We start from the raw sequence: 19,528 nt of genomic DNA on the forward strand, positions 1-19,528 counted from the left end.
AAACCGGAAAGTATACCAGCAGCGCCCGTGATCCCGCCGTGCCATCGCACCGCGGTGTGGGTTTTGTCACGACACGCCGCCGCGCGTCGTCTTGTCCGCCAGCGGCAGCACGCCGAGCTGGTTCTTGATGGTCTGCATCACGATGTAGGAACAGATGTCGCGCATCCCCGGCAGCTTGTTCAGCTTGTCGACGACAAAGGCGGAAAACGCCGCCAGATTGGCGCAGCGCACGTGCAGCATGTAGTTGCATGGTCCGGCGACGATGTAGGCGGCGGCGACCTCGTCGAAGGCCTGCACCTGCTGCAGGAAGCTGTCGTGCCAGTCGTCGCGGCTGCGGTCGAGGCTGACCTGCACCATCGCCTCCAGCTCGAAGCCCAGCCGCGCCGCGTCCAGCTCGGCACGGTAGCCGCGGATCAGGCCCTGTTCTTCCAGCATGCGCACCCGGCGCAGGCAGGCCGACGGCGACAGCGCCACCCGGTCGGCGAGGTCCTGGTTGCTGAGCCGGCCGTTGTGCTGCAGCGCCGCCAGAATGCGCCAGTCGATTGCGTCCAGTTGCATTTGCAAGACTCCACGAAATAAGCACTATAAAAGTGAATATTCTGCGAAATCAGGTACTTTCACAATCCGAACTTGCAATTTTTCCGGCGCGCGACGCTGCTAAGCTATGTTCATGGCCGCCACCGTTGCGGCCAACCTTAGCCCACAAGGAGCCCTACCATGCTTAGCCGTCTCGACTGCCTGCAGGCCGACCAGCAGGACCCGCTTGCCCGCTTCCGCCAGCAGTTCGCGCTGCCCGCCGACACCATCTACCTCGACGGCAATTCGCTGGGCGTGCTGCCGCACAGCGCGCTGGCGCGCAGCCAGCAGGTAATCAGCGAGCAGTGGGGGCAGGGCCTGATCCGCAGCTGGAACGACGCCGGCTGGTTCGAGCTGCCCGGCCGCCTCGGCAACAAGCTGGCGGCGCTGCTGGGCGCCGGTGCCGACGAGGTGGTGGTCACCGACACCACCTCGCTCAACCTGTTCAAGGCGCTGGCCGCCGCGCTGCGCATCCAGCAGCAGGCGCATCCGGCGCGGCGGGTGATCGTGTCCGAGCGCGACAACTTCCCCACCGACCTGTACATGATCCAGGGCCTGATCGACCTGCTGCAGCAGGGCTATGAACTGCGCCTGATCGACGAGGCGCTGCCGCTGGAAGCGGCGCTGGACGACGAGGTGGCGGTGCTGCTGCTGTCGCACGTCAACTACCGCACCGGCTACCAGTACGACATGGCGGCGACCAACGAACTCGCCCACCGCCACGGCGCGCTGACGATCTGGGATCTGGCGCACGCCGCCGGCGCGGTGCCGCTGGCGCTGAATGCCGCCGACGCCGACTTTGCCGTCGGCTGCACCTACAAGTACCTGAACGGCGGCCCCGGCGCGCCGGCCTTCATCTGGGTGGCGCCGCGGCACCAGGACCGCTTCTGGCAGCCGCTGTCCGGCTGGTGGGGTCACGCGCAGCCATTCGAGATGCGCAGCGACTACCAGCCGGCCGGCGGCATCCGCCGCTTCCTGTGCGGCACGCAGCCGGTCGTGTCGCTGGCGCTGCTGGAGTGCGGGCTGGACGTCGCGCTGCAGGCGGACATGGACGCGGTACGACGCAAGTCACTGGCGCTGACCGACCTGTTCATTGAACTGGTGGAGCAGCGCTGCGGCGAGCATCCGCTGACGCTGATCACCCCGCGCGATCATGCGCAGCGCGGCAGCCACGTCAGCTACCGCCACCCGCACGGCTTTGCCGTGATGCAGGCGCTGATTGCCGCCGGCGTGATCGGCGACTACCGCGAACCGGAAGTGCTGCGCTTCGGCATCACCCCGCTCTATCTGGGCTACACCGACATCTGGGACGCGGTCGACACCCTGAAACGGATCCTCGACAGCGGCAGCTGGGATGCACCGCAATTCCACCGCCGCGGCGCGGTGACCTGAGCCTTGCGGTCAACCTTGCACAAACAAACAGGGCACCCGCGGGTGCCCTGTTTTGTGCTGCGTGACCTGTCAGACCGGATCGGCCAGATACATCCTCACGCTGTGTTCCTCCAGCAGCTTTTTCAGGCTCTCCGGCGGCATCGCGTCGGTGTAGATGGCGTTGAATTCGCTGATGTGGCCCATGCGCACCAGCGCATTGCGGCCGAACTTGCTGTGGTCGGCGGCGAGGAAGCGGTGACGGGCATTGGCCATCATCGCCTGCGCCACGCGCACTTCGCGGTAGTCGAAATCGAGCAGCGAGCCGTCGGCCTCTATTCCCGACACCCCGATCACCGCGTAGTCGACCTTGAACTGGTTGATGAAGTCCAGCGTCGCCACCCCGGTGATGCCGCCGTCGGAGGCCCGCACCACGCCGGAGGTGATCATCACCGTGAAATCGGGGTTGGTGGACATGATCGAGGCGACGTGGATGTTGTTGGTGATCACGCGCAGCCCCTTGTGGGTGCTGGTCAGCGCCTGCGCCACCGCCTCGATGGTGGTGCCGATGCTCATGAACAGCGAGGCATGGTCGGGGATGTTTTCCGCGATCATGTCGGCGATGTGCGCCTTTTCGCTCTGCAGCTTGCCCTTGCGCGCGAAGTAATCCTCGTTCTCCACGCTGCTGCCGAGGGCGGCGCCACCGTGATAGCGGCGCAGCAGGTTGGCCTCGCACAGCTGGTTGATGTCGCGGCGGATGGTCTGCGGGGTAACGTCCAGCAAGCGGGCGAGCTCTTCAATCGGCATAAAGCCGTTTTCGCGCACCAGCTGCAAAATCTTGTCGTGTCTGGGTGATCGGCTCATGGCAGCAAGTTCGTAAACGAAAATTACAGCTTAGTCTTTAACATAGTTGCTACATAAACCGCAACTTTTCGGCGCCACAAACGAACCATTCGCCATAAAAAACGCCAGCACGGTCAGCGCTGGCGGGGCGGGGTACTGGCCGCGCGCCACCGTACCATCTGCCGCGCGCGCTCAGCGCAGGAAATACGCCGGCGGCCAGCCATAACGGAACAGGTCGACGCGGCCCTTGCTGTCCAGCTCAATGCCGTCCTGCTGCAGCAGCAGGCGCTGGTAGTCGGCGCCCTCGCTGCCCGGCCGCGCGATGCGGCCGCCGCTGCCGACCACGCGGAACCACGGCAGCGCCAGCTCCGCCGGCAGCCGTCCCAGCAGCGCGCCGACATGGCGCGCGTGACGCGGGTAGCCGGCCAGCGCCGCCAGCGTGCCGTAGGTGCTGACCCTCCCCGGCGGGATGTCGCGCAGCGCGCGCAGCACCGCGTGCTCGAACTCCGGCGCCATCAGCCGTAGCGGCGGTCGGCAACGAAGGGGTTGCTGCGCCGCTCCTCTCCTATAGTGGTAAAGGGGCCATGCCCCGGCACCACCACCATGTCGTCCGGCAGCGCGAACAGCTTGCCGCGGATGGCGTCGATCAGCTGCTGGTGGTTGCCCATCGGGAAGTCGGTGCGCCCGATGCTGCCCTGGAACAACACGTCGCCGACGATGCAAAGGTTGGCCGCATGACTGACAAACACCACATGACCCGGGGTGTGGCCGGGACAGTGCAGCACATCCAGCACTTCCTCGCCCACCGTCACCGTGTCGCCCTCTTCCAGCCAGCGTTCCGGCGTCAGCGGTTCGCTGCGCGGGAAGCCGAACATGGTGCCTTGGCTGGGCAGCTGGTCGAGCCAGAAGCTTTCGGCCCGCTGCGGGCCTTCGATCGCCACGCCCAGCGCATCGGCCAGCGCGCGCGCGCCGCCGGCATGGTCGATGTGGCCATGGGTGAGCAGCAGTTTTTCCACCGTCAGGTCGTGCTCGCGCACGAAGGCAAGAATGCGGTCGATGTCGCCGCCGGCGTCGACCACGGCGGCACGGCGGGTGACATCGCACCAGATCACGGAACAGTTTTGCTGGAATGGCGTCACCGGGACGACTTGCAGTTGCAGGGACATGGCAGGCATCACTTGAAGGGAGTCAGTCTTGGGATTGTGGCACGGGCGGGCGGTGCGGCCAACCTTGCCGCCGCCGGCAAGCCGCAGAGACCGGCGCCGGTCACAATCAGGCCCTGACGCGGCGAAATTGAGTAAAGAAGTGTTAACAGGCTCCGTTGTTGGTAATCCACCCCTTACAGTGGTGTAGTCGGTTGAGTACATCGGCCATTGCGGCAACGATGTCATGCATCGGGACGCGACCGTGCGTCCGGCCAAACACAAGTAAAGAGGAGTCATCATGGCACTGAAACTGGCAATTAACGGCTATGGCCGTATCGGTCGCATGGTACTGCGTGCCTGGCAGGAACGCTTCGCCGACAAGGATATTGAAATCGTTGCCATCAACGATCTGGGCAATCCGGAACTGCACGCCCACCTGACCAAGTACGATTCCATCCACGGCCCGTTCCCCGGCACCGTAGCACTGGACGGCGACAAGCTGGTGGTCAACGGTAAGCCGATCCAGCTGCTGTCGGTACGCAACCCGGCCGAACTGCCGTGGGGCGAGATGGGCATCGACATCGTGCTGGAATGCACCGGCATCTTCACCAAGCGCGACAAGGCCGGCCTGCACCTGCAAGCCGGTGCCAAGAAGGTGCTGATCTCCGCGCCGGCCGACGACGCCGACGCCACCATCGTGTTCGGCGTCAACGACAACACCCTGCGCAGCGAGATGAGCATCGTGTCCAACGCCAGCTGCACCACCAACTGCCTGGCACCGCTGGTCAAGCCGCTGAACGATACCATCGGCGTCGCCCACGGCCTGATGACCACCGTGCACTCCTATACCAACGACCAGGTACTGCTGGATACCGAACACAGCGACCTGCGCCGCGCCCGTTCCGCCGCGCTGTCGATGATCCCGACCAAGACCGGTGCCGCCGCCGCCGTCGGCCTGGTGCTGCCGGAGCTGAAAGGCAAGCTGGACGGCTTCGCCGTGCGCGTGCCGACCGCCAACGTGTCGCTGGTGGACCTGACCTTCACCGCCCGCCGCGATACCACCGTCGCCGAGGTGAACGAGATCGTCACCGCCGCCGCGGGTGGCGCGCTGAAGGGCGTGCTGGCGGTGAACACCCTGCCACTGGTGTCCATCGACTTCATGCACAACCCGGCGTCCAGCGTGTTCGACGCCTCGCTGACCCGCGTCATCGAAGGCCGCCAGGTGAAGGTGCTGTCGTGGTACGACAACGAGTGGGGCTTCTCCAACCGCATGCTGGACACCGCACGCGCCTGGGCGGCCGCCAAGTAATTCCCTGGCGTCCGTGTGGAGACGGACGCCTTGCTCTTTGGTTCTGTTGCTTCTTCGTGCATAAACCGTTTGCCTGCCCGCCACCGGGCAGGCTTTTTTACGTCTATGCTCAAGCATGCCGTTGCGGAACCTTTTGCCGTCGGCACAGCCCATCCAGCACCGGCCATGACAATGCACTGAACTGCCCGCCTGCGTGCGCACCCCGACGCGGGTGGCCGCGACAGGGCCAGGGCCGGTACCCGGGTTTACGTTTTTCCACATCGTGATGTTCGTCCAAGGAGGTAGTCATGCCAGATCAATTCCTTAACGCCGAGAAAGAAAAACTGCTGGCCGATGTGCGCAGCGTGCTCAACCACACCGAGGAGCTGCTGGCCAGTGCCGGCGAGGAAGGCGGCGCCAAGGCGCTGGAACTGCGCAACAAGCTCAGCGCCAACCTGAAGCTGGCCAAGGAGAGGCTGCTGGACGCCGAAAAGGCGACGGTGGCGAAAGCCCGGGCCGCGGCCAAGGTCACCGACAACTACGTGCATGAACACCCGTGGAAAGCGATCGGCATCGCCGCCGCCATCGCCTTCCTGCTCGGGCTGCTGGTGTCGCGCCGCTGATGGCTGATACCCCGCGCCTGGGCAGCCTCGCCTCGCTGCTGCACGGGCTGGGCGCGCTGCTGTTCAACCGTGCCGAGCTGGCGCGGCTGGAGTGGCAGGAGCAACAGGAACGCCTGCTGCTGCAGACCATGCTGGCGGGGCTGGCGGTATTGCTGCTGCTGGCGGCGCTGATCGCGCTGCTGCTGTTCGTGGCGCTGGTGACGCCGGCGGCGTGGCGCGCCACGGTGATGGGCGCGCTGGCGCTGCTGCTGGCCGGCAGCGGCATCGGCCTGCTGCTGGCGCTGCGGCGCCGCGCGGAACGCGCCCCGGCGGCATTCGCCAGCACACTGCAGGAGCTGCGCAAGGACTGGCAGGCCCTGTCCGGCAAGGAGCTGCCATGACGCGAGCGCAACGCGAAGAGCGCAAGCAGTTGCTGCTGCTGAAGGGTGAATTGCTGCGCATGCAGCTGACGCTGGAAGCCGAGCGCTGGCGCCAGCCGGCGCACCTGCTGCGCCAGGGCGTCAGCCTGTTCGGCACCTCCGCCGGCAGCGGCCTGCTCGGCAGCGCGCTGCTGCTGCTGCGCCAGGGCCGGCTGCGGCGCTGGCTGCGGTGGCTGCTGGCCATCCTCGGCCTGTGGCGGATGCTGCGGCGCTGACGGCAACGCCAACCGGCGGCCAGTGGCCGCCGGCTTCCCGACTCAGCCGCCGTGGCGCTGGCGCTTACTCGTCGTCGCGCCAGCCCGGCATCCGCGCACCGACCGGCACGTCGATCACGATCGAGGTCTTGGTGTCGCCGTACTGCATCAGCCGCGCGATCACCTGCTGCAGGGTGGCCATATTGTCGACCGCCACCTTGATCATCAGCCCGCTGCTGCCGGTGATCGAGTAGCACTCGGTGATCTCCGGCATCGTCTTCAGCGTCTCCAGCACGCCGTAGTATTCCAGGTTTTTCACCGTCAGCTCGATCAGGCACTGGATCGGGTAACCCAGCTTTTCCGGGTTGATTATTGCCCGATATCCGGCAATGACACCGGAACGCTCCAGTTTTTCCACTCTTTCGGCAACAGCCGGTGCCGACAGGCTGACGCGGCGCGCCAGCTCGGCGTAGCTGAGACGGGCGTTTTCATGCAGTGCAGCAATGATTTTGCGATCAAACTTGTCCATGCTTTGGATTCGAAAGTAAATTTGCTAAAAATAAATTGTATACAAAGAACATCGACAATAAAACCTTTGATTGCCTGTTATCGGGGGGCAACAAGCCACGTACAATTCGCCCCGTGTTGGCAGTAGCGGGTCCGCGCCCGAGGCTGTCGACTTCTGGATACGTATGAGGGTGTCGGTGTCCCTGGCATCTTTGAACTGTTCTGGTGATCTCTTTGTCCCTGGTCTTTGTGTTTGTGGCCCAACTGGCCGCAAACCGACCCTTAGTCGCCTGTCCCTCACCGGACAGGCGTTTTTTTGCGCCGCGCGCACGTCCCCGCGTCACCCTGCCCCGCACCCGCGTGCGATCGCCGTCCTTCCCCTCACCGCACCACCTTATCTCGCCAGCCCTTAATCCAGATCAATCCGCTGCCGCTGCCTGCTGACGACAATACGAAGCATTCTTCTTTGTAGTCATGCCGCCGCAGCCTGCCCCTCACGCGCACGCCACCACGGCGGCTGCTGTTGCTGCTGTTGCTGCTGTTGCTGCTGACGTTGCGGCTTGCGGCTTGCGGCTTGCGGCTTGCGGCTTGCGGCCAACCTTGCCTGCCGCTGTGGCTTGCCGGAAACAGTAAAAGTTCGCATTTAAGTTTTTATTAAGATTCGCGCTGCTCTAATGGCGCCCCCTCCGCAAAGGAACCCGTGATGAAAAAAAGCATGATCCCGGCGCTGGCCCTGCCCGTGCTGCTTGGCCTCAGCCTGTCGGCCCAGGCGCTGGAATACCCGATCGGCAAGCCGCAGCTGAAAGGCGGCATGGAGATCGCCGCCGTCTACCTGCAGCCGGTGAAAATGGAACCGGACGGCATGATGCGCAAGGCGGAACAGTCCGACATCCACCTCGAGGCCGACATCCACGCTACCGCCAGCAACAAGAACGGCCTGGCCGAGGGCGACTGGGTGCCGTACCTGCTGATCAAGTACGAGATCAGCAAGGTCGGCGGCAAGGACAGCATCAGCGGCGACTTCATGCCGATGGTAGCCTCCGACGGCCCGCACTACGGCGACAACATCAAGCTGCAAGGCCCGGGCAAGTACAAGCTGAAGTACACCATCCTGCCGCCGAGCATGAACCCGCACGCCCACTTCGGCCGTCATGTCGACAAGGAAACCGGCGTCGCGCCGTGGTTCCAGCCGATCGAGCTGAACTACGAATTCACCTACGCCGGCATCGGCAAGAAGGGCGGTTACTAAGAGTGTGTTCACGATCTTGCGCGCTCACGCGAGACAAGGCGAAAACGGCTGAGGACGCGGCGTTTATCCAGAGATAAACAAGCATCCCGAAGGCGTTTTTAACACGGTATCGCCCAAGTTGAGATCAAAGCACAGCAGATCGTGAACAGGCTCTAAGCCGCACCCGCTGCGGCCGACCCCGGCCGCAGCCCACCCCCACAGGAGTCCCCCATGCGTGCACGCCATATCCTGCCACTGCTGGCCCTGCTGCTGGCCGGCACCGCCCACGCCGAGGAATTGCCGGTGTTCCGGCTGGAACTGAACGACGGCCAGCTGAAACCGGCACGGCTGGTGGTGCCGGCCGGCAAGCGCTTCAAGATCGAGATCTTCAATCGCGGCAAGACGCCGGTGGAGTTCGAAAGCCTGCAGCTGCGCAAGGAAAAGGTACTGGCCCCCGGCGCGCAGAGTTTCGTGGTATTCAACCCACTCAGCGCCGGTGAGTACAAATTTTTCGACGAATTCCACATGGCGACGGCACAGGGCGTGCTGGTCGTGAAGTAAGGGGCAAGCGCGATGGAACAGGTGTTGTTTATCGTCTGGCGCGAGAGCGTGGAAGCGATGCTGGTGATCGGCATCCTGCACGCGTGGCTGTCGCAAAACCCGGCCGCCGGCGGCAAGCGCTGGCTGTGGGGCGGGGTGCTGGCCGGGCTGCTGCTGGCGGCGCTGCTGGCACTGGGCCTGTTTGCCGCCAGCGAAGTGTTCGGCAGCTACCAGGAGCTGTTCCAGGCGGCGATGGTGTTCAGCGCCGCGGCGCTGATCGTGCACATGGTGTTGTGGATGCGCGAGCACGGCCGCAGCCTGAAACGCGAGCTGGAGGCCGGCCTTGCCGCCAGCCGCGCGCGCAATAACGGCTGGGGCATCCTGCTGCTGGTGGCGCTGGCGGTCGGCCGCGAGGGCAGCGAAACCGTGGTCTTCCTCTACGGCACGCTGTCCGGCAGCGAGGGCGCCGCGCTGTGGCCGCTGCTGCTGGCCGGGGTCGCCGGCTTCCTGCTGGCGCTGCTGTCGTTCTGGCTGCTGCAGCTGGGCGGGCGCTACCTGTCGTGGCGACTGTTCTTTCGCGCCACCGAAATCATGCTGCTGTTGCTGGCGGCGGCACTGTTCACCAGCGGCATCGACAAGCTGATCTCGCTGGACATCCTGCCGGCACTGGTCGATCCGCTGTGGGACAGCTCGGCGCTGCTGGACGACATGAGCGCCAGCGGCGGCGTGGTGTCGGCGCTGACCGGCTACCGCGCGCACCCGGCGCTGATGACGCTGCTGGCCTACGCCGGCTACTGGCTGGCGGTGCTGGCGCTGATGCGCTGGCGCAGCCGCCGCGTGGCGACAAGGTTGGCCGCATGAAACCGCACGATTGCACCACGGCAGCCGCCACGCGACCGTGGCTGGCGCGGGTCGGCGATGGCCTGCAGCGGCACGCGCCACTGATCCGCCGCCTGCAGTGGCTGGTGGTGGCGGTGTACCTGCTGCTGATCGTGCTGCCGGTGCTGACGCCGCTGCCGGACGAAACCGCGCACCTGTGGGACCACGTCACCCTGATCGCGCAGTTTGCGTTCTGGGGCATCTGGTGGCCGTTCGTGCTGCTGTCGATGGTGCTGTTCGGCCGGCTGTGGTGCGGCGTGCTGTGCCCGGAGGGTGCGCTGTCGGAATGGGCGGCACGGCACGGCAAGGCACGGCCGATTCCGCGCTGGCTGCGCTGGCCGGGCTGGCCGTTCACCGCCTTCGTGCTGACCACGGTGTACGGGCAGATGGTCAGCGTCTACCAGTATCCGCAGGCGGTGCTGCTGGTGCTGGGCGGCTCCACCGTCGCCGCGGTGTGGGTCGGCTACTACTACACCCGCGGCAAGCGCGCCTGGTGCCGCTACCTGTGCCCGGTCAACGGCGTGTTCGCGCTGCTGGCCAAGCTGGCGCCGCTGCATTTCCGCGTCAGCGAAGCGGCGTGGCAGGCATCGCTGGCGCACAAGCGCGTGCTGCCGATCAAGGCGGTGGACTGCGCACCGCTGCTGCCGGTCCGGCAGATGGAAGGCGCCAGCGGCTGTCACATGTGCGGCCGCTGCAGCGGCCACCGCGACGCGGTGACGCTCAGCGCCCGTTCGCCGGCCGACGAGGTGGTGCGCCTCGGCGCGCGCGACGCCGACGGCTGGCAGAGCGCGCTGATCCTGTTCGGCCTGCTCGGCGTCGCCATCGGCGCCTTCCACTGGAGCGCCAGCCCGTGGTTCGTCACCCTGCGCACCGCGCTGGCGGAGTGGCTGATCGAGCGCGACCTGCTGTGGCCGCTGGACGCCGACGCGCCGTGGTGGCTGCTGACCAACTACCCGCTGCGCAACGACATGTTCAGCTGGCTGGATGGCGGCCTGCTGCTGGCCTACATCGCCGCCACCGCCATCGCGCTGGGCGGGCTGTGCAGCCTGCTGCTGGCGGCGGCGGTCGCCTGCCACGGCTGGCAGCGGCAGCGCTTTCACCACCTGGTGCAGGCGCTGATCCCGCTGGCCGGTTGCGGCGTGTTCCTCGGCCTCACCACCGTCACCCTCAGCCTGCTGCGCAGCGAGCACATCGTGTGGCCATGGGTCAACGACGCGCGGCTGCTGCTGTTGCTGGGCGCCAATGGCTGGTCGCTGTGGCTGGCGGCGCGCATCGGCGCCGGCTGGCATCGCAGCCGGCTGCGGCAGGCGCTGGCGCTGCTGCCGTTCTGCGCCGCGCTGCTGTGGATCGACAGTGCCTGGGGCTGGCTGTTCTGGTGGTGGTAAACCACTGAATCGCCGATCGATTGCCACCCGATAAAAGGTTGGCCGCAAGCATGCTTGCGGCCAACCTTTTTGCTGCCTCAGCCGTGCGCCGGTGCCGCACTGAGCAGACGCGCCTGCTCGTCATGCAGTAACACCAGATAACGCTGGTACTGCTTCAGCACGTCGGCAATCACCTCCTGCTGCTGCAGGTATTCGATGCTGTAACCCTCGCGACCATCCACAAAAAATGTCATCGGTTGATAGCTGTACAAACGCTGTCCGACTGGCAGCGCCACATCGCGCAGGACAAAGGCCGGTGTCGCCTGCTCCACACAGCGCACGCCGTAGACGAAGTCGCGGAGTGACGGCTGCGGGAGACTCAGCTGCACGGTCCCGCTGACGGCATCGCGCGTGACCTCTGCAGTCACGCCACGGGTGGCCATTTCTGCCGCCACCGCCTGCAGTGCCGGCTGCACCGTGTCATCGATAAACTGCTGCACCTCGGCCGCCTGCGGCTGGTTCAGCATCACCGCCAGACGCTGTCGCCAGTGGTGGCCACTCCAGAACGACGTTGCCGGTGCCAGTGCCTGTGTGGCGTGATGACGGTCGGCACGCAAACCGCGCAGCAGCCCGTAGCACAGCAACAGCATGATGGCGGCAAACGGCAGCGCACTGATCAGCGTCATCGCCTGCAAGGCCTTCAGCCCGCCAGCGGCAAGCAGTACCGCCGCCGTTAGCCCCAGCAGCGCCGCCCAGAAACAGCGCTGCCACAGCGGCGACTGCGCCGCACCTCGGCTGGCGATGGCATTGAGTACCAGCGCCCCGGAATCGGCTGAAGTCACAAAGAACACCGCCACCAGCAGCACCGCCACGCCGGACGTCAGCTGCGGGTACGGCAGGTAATCAAAGAAACGGAACAGTAATGCGTCGACATTGCCGGCGCTGGCGCCCAGCGCACCGGCAGCGACATGGCTGTCCAGCCAGATCGCGCTGTTGCCGAACACCGTCATCCACAACAGGTTGAACAGCGACGGCACCAGCAGCACGCCGATGATGAATTCGCGGATGGTGCGCCCGCGCGAGATACGCGCGATGAACATGCCGACAAACGGTGACCACGAAATCCACCATGCCCAGTACAGCAGCGTCCAGCCACCAAACCAGCCTTGCATGTCGCTGTCGCTGTAGCTGAAGGTGCGGAAGGTCAACGACACCACGCTGGACAGGTAGTGGCCGATGTTTTCGCTGAAGGCGTTAAGCAGGTACAGCGTCGGCCCGGTCACCAGCACGAACAGCAATAGCAGTCCGGCCAGCGTCAGGTTCAGTTCGCTCAGACGGCGCACCCCCTTGTCCAGCCCGGAAGCCACCGATAGCCCGGCCAACAGCATCACCACCGCGATCAGACCCAACTGGAATGTCAGCGCCGAGGTGTCCTGTCCGGTCAGCGTGGCAAGCCCGGCGCTGATCTGCAGCACACCGTAGCCCAGGGTGGTGGCGATACCGAAGACGGTACCCACCAGCGCAAACACGTCCACCGCATGGCCGAGCGGGCCGTTGATGCGCTCACCCAGCAGCGGATACAGGCCGGAACGCACTGTCAGAGGCAGTTGGTAACGGAAACCAAAATAGGCCAGCACCAGACCGACTACGCCGTAAATCGCCCACGCGTGCAACCCCCAGTGCTGGAAGGTGGTCAGCATCGCCACCTGCCCTGCCACCGCAGGCGTCGCCGCGGCGGTGGGCGGATTGAGGAAATGCAGCATCGGCTCGCCGACCCCAAAGTACATCAGGCCGATCCCCATGCCGGCCGCGAACAGCATCGCCAGCCACGAGGTAAACGAGAATTCCGGCCGCGATTCATCCGACCCCAGCCGGATATCGCCGTAGCGACTGACCGCAATGGCCAGCAACAGCAGCAGGAAGATCGCCACCGCCAGGATATAGAACCACCCGAAGTGACGGATCACCCACTGCTGCGCCAATAAAAAGGTGTGCTCGGCACTGCTCGGCAGCAGTACCGCCCAAGCCAGCAGACTACCGATCAGCAGCAGGCTGGGAATGAATACTGGCCAAGCCAGCGTGGTGGAACGGGAGGAGATAACGTTGTCCATGCTTTCCCTTCAAAAGTTGGGTGGCAGGATGTCGCGGGAGCGTCCAGATCGCTGGAGAAGACTGCAAAATAGCGGATAAAGCAAGAATATCTGTCGGTGACAGACAATTGGACTGGGCGCATCACGGCACGACGCGAGAGGCGGCATTCTACGTGACAATTAATTTTTGTACAAAACTTAATTACAAATAAATTAAAGCACTACCGGTGCCGCGGTCGATTCGTGACATAATCGCGCGGCTTCTCCGGCCAGCAGCGGCATATCCTGCCATTTCGTTGGCATGAAGCGGACGGAAGCATGAAGCGTCATATTTCTGTAACGCCCTGTTTCTATCCTTGCCATAATTTCCAATGGGAGGATGCCCACATGGCTGCCAATATCCTGCTTGTCGAAGACGAGCCCGCGATCCAGGAACTGATTGCCTTCAACCTGACCCAGGCCGGCCATCACGTGCTGCGCGCCAGTACCGCCGAAGCGGCGCTGATGCTGGTGAAGAACGCCCTACCCGACCTGATCCTGCTGGACTGGATGCTACCCGGTGCCTCCGGCGTCGAGATCGCGCGCAAGCTGCGCGGCGATGAGCGCACGCGCCAGATCCCAATCATCATGCTCACCGCCCGCTCCGAGGAGCAGGACAAGGTGCAGGGGCTGGAAGCCGGTGCCGACGACTACATCACCAAGCCGTTCTCGCCGCGCGAGATGCTGGCGCGTATCAAGGCGGTGCTGCGCCGCCGCGCGCCGCAGATGACCGATGACGCGGTCGAGGTGAAGGGCCTGCGCCTGGATCCGGCCACCCACCGCGTGCAGGGCAACGGCGACACCATCGACCTCGGCCCCACCGAATTCCGCCTGCTGCACTTCTTCATGACCCACGCCGAACGCGTGCACTCGCGCACCCAGCTCTTGGACCAGGTGTGGGGCGACCACATCTTCGTCGAGGAGCGCACCGTCGACGTGCACATCCGCCGCCTGCGCAGTGCGCTGGAGGCCACCGGCCATGACGCGCTGATCCAGACCGTGCGCGGCACCGGCTACCGTTTCTCGGCACAGGGGTAGACCATTGACTGACTTTGCGCGGCGTTCGCTGGGCTGGCTGTTCGCCATCAGCAGCATCGCTTTCGGCTTTTCGCTGATCTACGGCCCGGAGATCGGGCTGCTGGTACTGTGCGGCCAGCTGCTGCTGTGGCTGGGCTTCCACCTGCACCATATCGGCCTGCTGCTGCGCTGGCTGGAGCGGCCTGCCCCCGGCCGCATTCCGGAAGGCTACGGCATCTGGCACAACGCGTTCATGGCGCTGTACCGCCAGGCGCGCAAGCAGAAGCAGAGCAAGCGCAAGCTGGCCAGCATCCTCGACCGCTTCATCAACGCCGGCGAGGCGATGCCGGACGGCGTGGTGGTGCTCGACGAGTACGACCGCATCGAGTGGGTCAACCCGGTCGGCGTCGAACACTTCGGGCTGGACCCGAAGGCCGATGTCGGCAACCAGATCCTCAACCTGGTACGCCAGCCCTCGTTCCACACCTATATGGCGGCGCAGAGCTACAGCCAGCCGCTGATCCTGCACAGCCCGACCCCGGACGAGCGCGTGCTGTCCATCCAGCTGGTGCCGTTCGACATCACTCGCAAGCTGTTGCTGTCGCGCGACATCACCCAGCTGGAGCGGGTGCAGACCGTGCACCGCGACTTCGTCGCCAACGTGTCGCACGAGCTGCGCACGCCGCTGACCGTGGTCGGCGGCTTCCTGGAAACGCTGTCCGACATGCCGGAGGTCGACGACGCCACCCTGCGCCAGTTCCTGGCGCTGATGCTGGAACAGTCGCGGCGGATGCAGAGCCTGGTCGAGGACCTGCTGACGCTGTCGCGCATCGAGAACAGCCCGCGCAGCATGCAGCAGGAAACCGTGAACATGGACCAGCTGCTGGACACGCTGATGGTGGAAGCCGAAGGCCTGTCGCAGGGCCGCCACCAGATCACGCTGGACAACCGCTGCCGCCGCTGGCTGCGCGGCAACGTGCAGGAGCTGCACTCGGCGTTCGGCAACCTGGTGTCCAACGCGGTGCGCTACACCCCGGAAGGCGGCAGCATCACCCTCGCCTGGCAGGAACAGGACGAGGGCCGTGCCGTGTTCAGCGTCAGCGATACCGGCATCGGCATCCCGCGCGAACACCTGCCGCGACTGACCGAGCGCTTCTACCGCGTCGACCGCGGCCGCTCGCGCGGCAACGGCGGCACCGGCCTCGGCCTCGCCATCGTCAAGCACGTGCTGGCGCGCCACCAGGCGCGGCTGGAAGTGCACAGCGAGCCGGACAAGGGCAGCTGCTTCAGCGTGATCTTCAACGCCGAACAGCTGGCCGCCCGCGAATGAGCCACCGGCGGCGACCGTGCCGTCCGGTCGCCGCGCGGCACGTAGTCGCCGATGTACTGGCGGCGAGCTGAAGCCACCGCGCTGTAGTCTCTTTGCTTCAGCGCGGGCGCACGCTACGATGGGGTGCCAAAAATGAAACCAATACCGGGACCCGCACCATGAATCGTCTACAAGCCATCCGCCCCTTCGGCCAGCGTCTCTGGCTGGACAACCTGTCGCGCGAACTAATCGCCAGCGGCGAACTGGCCCGCTTGCTGGCCGACGACGGCATCGCCGGCGTCACCTCCAATCCGGCCATCTTCCACAAGGCGATCAGCACCGACCCGCGCTACCGCGACGAGCTGGCGCAGCTGAAAAGCGACGCCACGCTGAGCGCCGAACAGCGCTACGAAACGCTGGTCATCGCCGACATCCGGGCCGCCTGCGACCTCACCCTGCCGCAATACCAGACCACCGCCGGCGACGACGGCTACGTGTCGCTGGAAGTGTCGCCGGCGCTGGCGCACGACGAAGCCGGCACCCTCGCCGCCGCGCGCCGGCTGTGGGTCGCCATCGACCGCCCCAACGCGATGATCAAGATCCCGGCCACGCCGCCAGGCATCGCCGCCTTCCGCCAGCTGACCGCCGAGGGCATCAACGTCAACATCACGCTGCTGTTCTCGCTGAAGCAGGTCGAGGCGGTGTGGGACGCCTATATCGCCGGCCTCAGCGCCCGCCACGCGGCCGGCCAGCCGCTGCGCCACGTCAAGGCGGTGGCCAGCTTCTTCCTGTCGCGCGTCGACAGCCTGCTGGATGCGCAACTGCCGGCGCCGCTGCAGGGCAAGGCGGCGATCGCGCTGGCCAAGGCCGCCTACCGGCGCTACCTGCAGCGTTTCCACGGCGCCGAATTCGCCGCGCTGCACGCCGCCGGCGCACGGCCGCAGTTCCTGCTGTGGGCGTCCACCGGCACCAAGAACCAGGCCTACTCCGACGTGCTGTACGTGGAGAGCCTGATCGGCGCCGACACCGTCAACACCGTGCCGGACGCCACGCTGGCGCTGTTCCGCGACCACGGCCACGCCGCCGCCACGCTGGCCGCGGACGGCGACGCGGCACTGGCGGTACTGGCCGCGGCACAGGCGGCCGGCATCGACTTCGACGCCGTCGGCGAGCAGCTGCAGCGCGATGGCCTCGCGCTGTTCGAAAAGGCGTTTGCCGAGTTGCTGCAGCTCACCGCCTGAGTTCGTGGCCTAGCGCATGAAAAACGGCGACCGCACGGTCGCCGTTTTTTTTTGCGGCCAACCTTGGCCGCCGCCGCAACGCCAGTTGGCGTCCGGCTGATGCGGATCAAATTTAGCCCTTGGTTGGCACAGGATTATCGGCTGATAATTGTTGCAACAGCAGGCGGCAGCGACCGCCTGCCGCAACCAGCCGCCATCCCTGCCCGGGCCTGCCATGACCACCACTCCCCGCTATCACCACGCACTGTTGCTGGTCCTGCTCTACGTGAGCCTGGCCTGGCTGGGCATGTGGCTGGCGGCGAAACCGCCGTCCTCGCTCACCGTGGTGTGGCTGCCGTCCGGCATCGGCCTGATCATGCTGCTGCTGGCCGGCCGGCGCGGCCTGCCGCTGGTGCTGCTGTCCAGCGCCATCGCCAATGCCGGCGGCTGGCTGTACTTCGGTAGCAGCTGGGGCACCGCACTGCTGGCCGGGCTGCTGCTGGCGCCGTTCGACAGCCTGCAAAGCTGGCTGGCGTGGCGTGGCTGCGGCGCGCCGCGGCGCCTGCTGCACGATGTCGGCGGCCTGCAACGCTTCTTCTGGCGTGTGTGCGTACTGCCGCCGCTGCTGACCACCTGGGCGATGTACCTGATCAACCACGCGCTCGGCGCGCCGACCACGGCGCAGGGCCATCTGGCCGGGCTGGCGATGATGACCTCCGGCGACTGCCTCGGCCTGTTCGTGGTCACCCCGCTGTACCTGGTGCTGCGCGAGGTGCCGTGGCCACGGCTGACCGGCCTGACGCTGAAAATCGCGGCGCTGGTGGCGCTGCCGCTGCTGCTGGCGCAGGGCGTGCACCCGTGGCTGATCTGGCTGCTGGGGCTGACGCTGATCTATGTCGCCATCCGCTACCGCATCGTCGGCTCCAGCATCGCGGTGGCGCTGCTCACCCTCGCCAGCCTGTTGCTGTTGCTGAGCGAACTGGGGCCGCAGCTGGCCTACGAACACAGCCTGAGCTACGTCGCGCTGTCGCTGATGATCCTGTCGGTGGGGCTGGCGCCGCACTGCATCGGGCTGGTGATCCAGCAGCTGGACGACGTCAACCACACGCTGGAACAGCGCGTCGCCGAGCGCACCCGCGCGCTGCGCGAGGTGCAGAAGCAGCTGGAGACCATGGCCTACAGCGACAGCCTGACCGGCCTTGGCAACCGCCATGCCTTCTACATCCGGCTGCAGGAAGAACAGGAGCGCGCCACCCGCCGCGGCCGCCGCTTTGCACTGGCGCTGCTGGACATCGACCACTTCAAGCGCATCAACGACAGCTACGGCCACCAGACCGGCGACGAGGTGCTGCGCGCCGTCGCGGTGCTGATGCAGGACAGCGTGCGCGTCATCGACCGCGTCTACCGCTGGGGCGGCGAGGAATTCATGATCATCTTCCCGGACGCCGGCGCCGACGACGCGATGGTGCCGCTGCAGCGCATCTGCCAGCTGATCGGCATGCAGCCGGTGACCACCGCCAAGGGCGAGCTGTACACCTCGGTCAGCATCGGCGTCACCGAGTTCGCCGGGCGCCACGATGCCATCGACGCGCTGCTCGGCCGCGTCGACGCGCTGCTGTACCAGGCCAAGCGCGACGGCCGCAACCGCATCGCACGCTGACGCCACCCGCCGCCGCCGCCCGCGTTGGCCGCCGCGCCGGCCTCGGGTAAACTGCGCGGTTGCGCCAATTCCGGCGCGCCCCGGTCCGCCCTTTACGCGGGCGACCACCTGGAGACCACCGATGCACACCCACCACCCCATCGTCGTCGCCGCGCTGTACCAGTTTGTCACCCTGACCGACTACGTCGCGCTGCGCGAACCGCTACACCAGGCCATGCTGGCCAATGACGTCAAGGGCACGCTGCTGCTGGCCGAAGAAGGCATCAACGGCACCGTCGCCGGCAGCCGCGAAGGCATCGACGCGCTGCTGGCCTGGCTGAAAAGCGATGCGCGCATGGCGGCGCTGGAACACAAGGAATCGTACTGCGACGAGCAGCCGTTCTACCGCACCAAGGTCAAGCTGAAGAAGGAAATCGTCACCCTCGGCGTGCCCGGCGTCGACCCCAACAAGACAGTCGGCACCTATGTCCAGCCGCAGGACTGGAACGCCCTCATCAGCGATCCGGAAGTGCTGGTCATCGACACCCGCAACGACTACGAAGTGGCCATCGGCAGCTTCCAGCGCGCCATCGACCCGAAAACCGCCAGCTTCCGCGAATTCCCCGAGTACGTCAAACAGCACTTCGATCCGGCGGTGCACAAGAAAGTGGCGATGTTCTGCACCGGCGGCATCCGCTGCGAGAAGGCCTCCAGCTACATGCTGAACGAAGGTTTCGAAGAGGTGTACCACCTGCAGGGCGGCATCCTGAAATACCTGGAAGAAGTGCCAGCGGAACAGAGCCTGTGGCAGGGCGACTGCTTCGTTTTCGACAACCGCGTCACCGTGCGTCACGACCTGACCGAAGGCGAGTACGAGCTGTGCCACGCCTGCCGCCAGCCGGTATCGGCCGCCGAGCGCGCCTCCGAGCACTACAGCCCCGGCATCAGCTGCCCGCACTGCTGGGACAGCCTGAGCGAAAAAACCCGCGCCAAGGCGCGCGAGCGGCAGAAGCAGATCGAGCTGGCACGCCAGCGCAACCAGCCCAATCCGCTGGGCCGCAGCATGGTGCACGGTGAAGACTGAGCACCGGTTCACGCGCTGACCCAGCGCAGCGCCACACAAGGTTGGCCGCAGCACTGCGGCCAACCTTTTTTCATGCCGGCCACCGGCGTTGGCTGGACCACCGTGCCCCTTCCCCGCCCCGTGGCGGACGCGCTATGCTGGCGGCTTATCCTGACG

At 65.9% G+C, this 19,528-nt stretch carries 21 protein-coding genes; 14 read left to right on the forward strand and 7 right to left on the reverse strand.

The features are described from left to right. Positions 1 to 66 precede the first annotated feature (66 nt). Positions 67 to 558 (reverse strand): Lrp/AsnC family transcriptional regulator, encoded by a 492-nt coding sequence (locus tag NOM55_RS07400; protein WP_255908077.1) that lies wholly within the window; start codon positions 556 to 558, stop codon positions 67 to 69. Positions 559 to 717: 159 nt separating this feature from the next. Here NOM55_RS07400 and kynU point away from each other — a divergent pair, with 159 nt between their 5' ends. Further along, on the forward strand, positions 718 to 1,968 hold the full coding sequence (gene kynU, locus NOM55_RS07405) for a kynureninase (RefSeq protein WP_255908079.1): 1,251 nt from the start codon (positions 718 to 720) through the stop codon (positions 1,966 to 1,968). A gap of 69 nt (positions 1,969 to 2,037) precedes the next feature. Here kynU and NOM55_RS07410 read toward each other — a convergent pair whose 3' ends face one another. From NOM55_RS07410 to NOM55_RS07420, 3 genes are all read right to left on the reverse strand, one after another. Further along, the gene (locus NOM55_RS07410; protein WP_047965841.1) at positions 2,038 to 2,808 is read right to left on the reverse strand and encodes a DeoR/GlpR family DNA-binding transcription regulator; all 771 of its coding nucleotides are present in this window, start codon (positions 2,806 to 2,808) and stop codon (positions 2,038 to 2,040) included. 171 nt (positions 2,809 to 2,979) lie between these two features. Then, a complete protein-coding gene (locus NOM55_RS07415; RefSeq protein ID WP_255908080.1) occupies positions 2,980 to 3,303 on the reverse strand; it encodes an MGMT family protein in 324 nt (107 codons plus the stop codon). Then, complete coding sequence (locus NOM55_RS07420) at positions 3,303 to 3,953, reverse strand: MBL fold metallo-hydrolase (protein ID WP_255908081.1); 651 nt, start codon at positions 3,951 to 3,953, stop codon at positions 3,303 to 3,305. The genes NOM55_RS07415 and NOM55_RS07420 overlap by 1 nt, the downstream gene beginning before the upstream one ends. A 277-nt stretch (positions 3,954 to 4,230) precedes the next feature. Here NOM55_RS07420 and gap point away from each other — a divergent pair, with 277 nt between their 5' ends. From gap to NOM55_RS07440, 4 genes are all read left to right on the forward strand, one after another. Continuing rightward, positions 4,231 to 5,241: a type I glyceraldehyde-3-phosphate dehydrogenase gene (gap, locus tag NOM55_RS07425; protein ID WP_255908082.1), complete on the forward strand. Its 1,011-nt coding sequence runs from the start codon at positions 4,231 to 4,233 to the stop codon at positions 5,239 to 5,241. A 287-nt stretch (positions 5,242 to 5,528) separates the two neighbouring features. Next, complete coding sequence (locus tag NOM55_RS07430) at positions 5,529 to 5,843, forward strand: YqjD family protein (RefSeq protein WP_047965837.1); 315 nt, start codon at positions 5,529 to 5,531, stop codon at positions 5,841 to 5,843. Next, positions 5,843 to 6,223, forward strand: a complete 381-nt coding sequence (locus tag NOM55_RS07435) for a phage holin family protein (protein ID WP_047965836.1) — start codon at positions 5,843 to 5,845, stop codon at positions 6,221 to 6,223. Before NOM55_RS07430 ends, NOM55_RS07435 begins: the two co-directional genes overlap by 1 nt. Next, positions 6,220 to 6,477: a hypothetical protein gene (locus NOM55_RS07440; protein ID WP_255908083.1), complete on the forward strand. Its 258-nt coding sequence runs from the start codon at positions 6,220 to 6,222 to the stop codon at positions 6,475 to 6,477. The genes NOM55_RS07435 and NOM55_RS07440 overlap by 4 nt, the downstream gene beginning before the upstream one ends. Positions 6,478 to 6,541: 64 nt before the next feature. Here the strand turns inward: NOM55_RS07440 and NOM55_RS07445 are convergent, their stop codons facing one another. After that, positions 6,542 to 6,985 carry an Lrp/AsnC family transcriptional regulator gene (locus NOM55_RS07445; RefSeq protein WP_255908084.1) on the reverse strand — a complete coding sequence of 148 codons (444 nt, stop codon included), beginning with the start codon at positions 6,983 to 6,985 and terminating at the stop codon, positions 6,542 to 6,544. A 450-nt stretch (positions 6,986 to 7,435) separates the two neighbouring features. After that, the gene (locus NOM55_RS07450; protein ID WP_255908085.1) at positions 7,436 to 7,606 is read right to left on the reverse strand and encodes a hypothetical protein; all 171 of its coding nucleotides are present in this window, start codon (positions 7,604 to 7,606) and stop codon (positions 7,436 to 7,438) included. 60 nt (positions 7,607 to 7,666) lie between these two features. Here NOM55_RS07450 and NOM55_RS07455 point away from each other — a divergent pair, with 60 nt between their 5' ends. From NOM55_RS07455 to NOM55_RS07470, 4 genes are all read left to right on the forward strand, one after another. Further along, positions 7,667 to 8,212 (forward strand): iron transporter, encoded by a 546-nt coding sequence (locus NOM55_RS07455; RefSeq protein ID WP_238377240.1) that lies wholly within the window; start codon positions 7,667 to 7,669, stop codon positions 8,210 to 8,212. 210 nt (positions 8,213 to 8,422) lie between these two features. Then, a complete protein-coding gene (locus NOM55_RS07460) occupies positions 8,423 to 8,752 on the forward strand; it encodes a cupredoxin domain-containing protein (protein ID WP_047965833.1) in 330 nt (109 codons plus the stop codon). A gap of 12 nt (positions 8,753 to 8,764) precedes the next feature. Continuing rightward, a complete protein-coding gene (locus tag NOM55_RS07465; protein ID WP_255908087.1) occupies positions 8,765 to 9,592 on the forward strand; it encodes an FTR1 family protein in 828 nt (275 codons plus the stop codon). Further along, positions 9,589 to 10,995, forward strand: a complete 1,407-nt coding sequence (locus NOM55_RS07470; RefSeq protein WP_255908089.1) for a 4Fe-4S binding protein — start codon at positions 9,589 to 9,591, stop codon at positions 10,993 to 10,995. Before NOM55_RS07465 ends, NOM55_RS07470 begins: the two co-directional genes overlap by 4 nt. A gap of 77 nt (positions 10,996 to 11,072) precedes the next feature. On the opposite strand, the gene NOM55_RS07475 is transcribed toward NOM55_RS07470, so the two are convergent. Next, a complete protein-coding gene (locus tag NOM55_RS07475; RefSeq protein WP_255908091.1) occupies positions 11,073 to 13,085 on the reverse strand; it encodes a BCCT family transporter in 2,013 nt (670 codons plus the stop codon). 366 nt (positions 13,086 to 13,451) lie between these two features. Here NOM55_RS07475 and phoB point away from each other — a divergent pair, with 366 nt between their 5' ends. The 5 genes from phoB to NOM55_RS07500 all read left to right on the forward strand — a co-directional run bounded on the left by phoB (position 13,452) and on the right by NOM55_RS07500 (position 19,372). Beyond that, complete coding sequence (gene phoB / locus NOM55_RS07480) at positions 13,452 to 14,141, forward strand: phosphate regulon transcriptional regulator PhoB (RefSeq protein WP_047965829.1); 690 nt, start codon at positions 13,452 to 13,454, stop codon at positions 14,139 to 14,141. A gap of 4 nt (positions 14,142 to 14,145) precedes the next feature. Then, complete coding sequence (phoR, locus tag NOM55_RS07485) at positions 14,146 to 15,450, forward strand: phosphate regulon sensor histidine kinase PhoR (RefSeq protein ID WP_120810305.1); 1,305 nt, start codon at positions 14,146 to 14,148, stop codon at positions 15,448 to 15,450. Positions 15,451 to 15,608: 158 nt separating this feature from the next. Beyond that, complete coding sequence (gene tal / locus NOM55_RS07490) at positions 15,609 to 16,670, forward strand: transaldolase (protein ID WP_255908092.1); 1,062 nt, start codon at positions 15,609 to 15,611, stop codon at positions 16,668 to 16,670. A 214-nt stretch (positions 16,671 to 16,884) separates the two neighbouring features. Then, a complete protein-coding gene (locus tag NOM55_RS07495; RefSeq protein ID WP_255908093.1) occupies positions 16,885 to 18,309 on the forward strand; it encodes a diguanylate cyclase in 1,425 nt (474 codons plus the stop codon). Positions 18,310 to 18,430: 121 nt separating this feature from the next. After that, entirely contained in the window at positions 18,431 to 19,372 is a 942-nt protein-coding gene (locus NOM55_RS07500) for a rhodanese-related sulfurtransferase (RefSeq protein WP_255908094.1), read from the forward strand. Positions 19,373 to 19,528: the final 156 nt, after the last annotated feature.

It is taken from the genome of Vogesella sp. AC12, assembly GCF_024437575.1.
In the GTDB taxonomy this organism is placed as follows: domain Bacteria; phylum Pseudomonadota; class Gammaproteobacteria; order Burkholderiales; family Chromobacteriaceae; genus Vogesella; species Vogesella indigofera.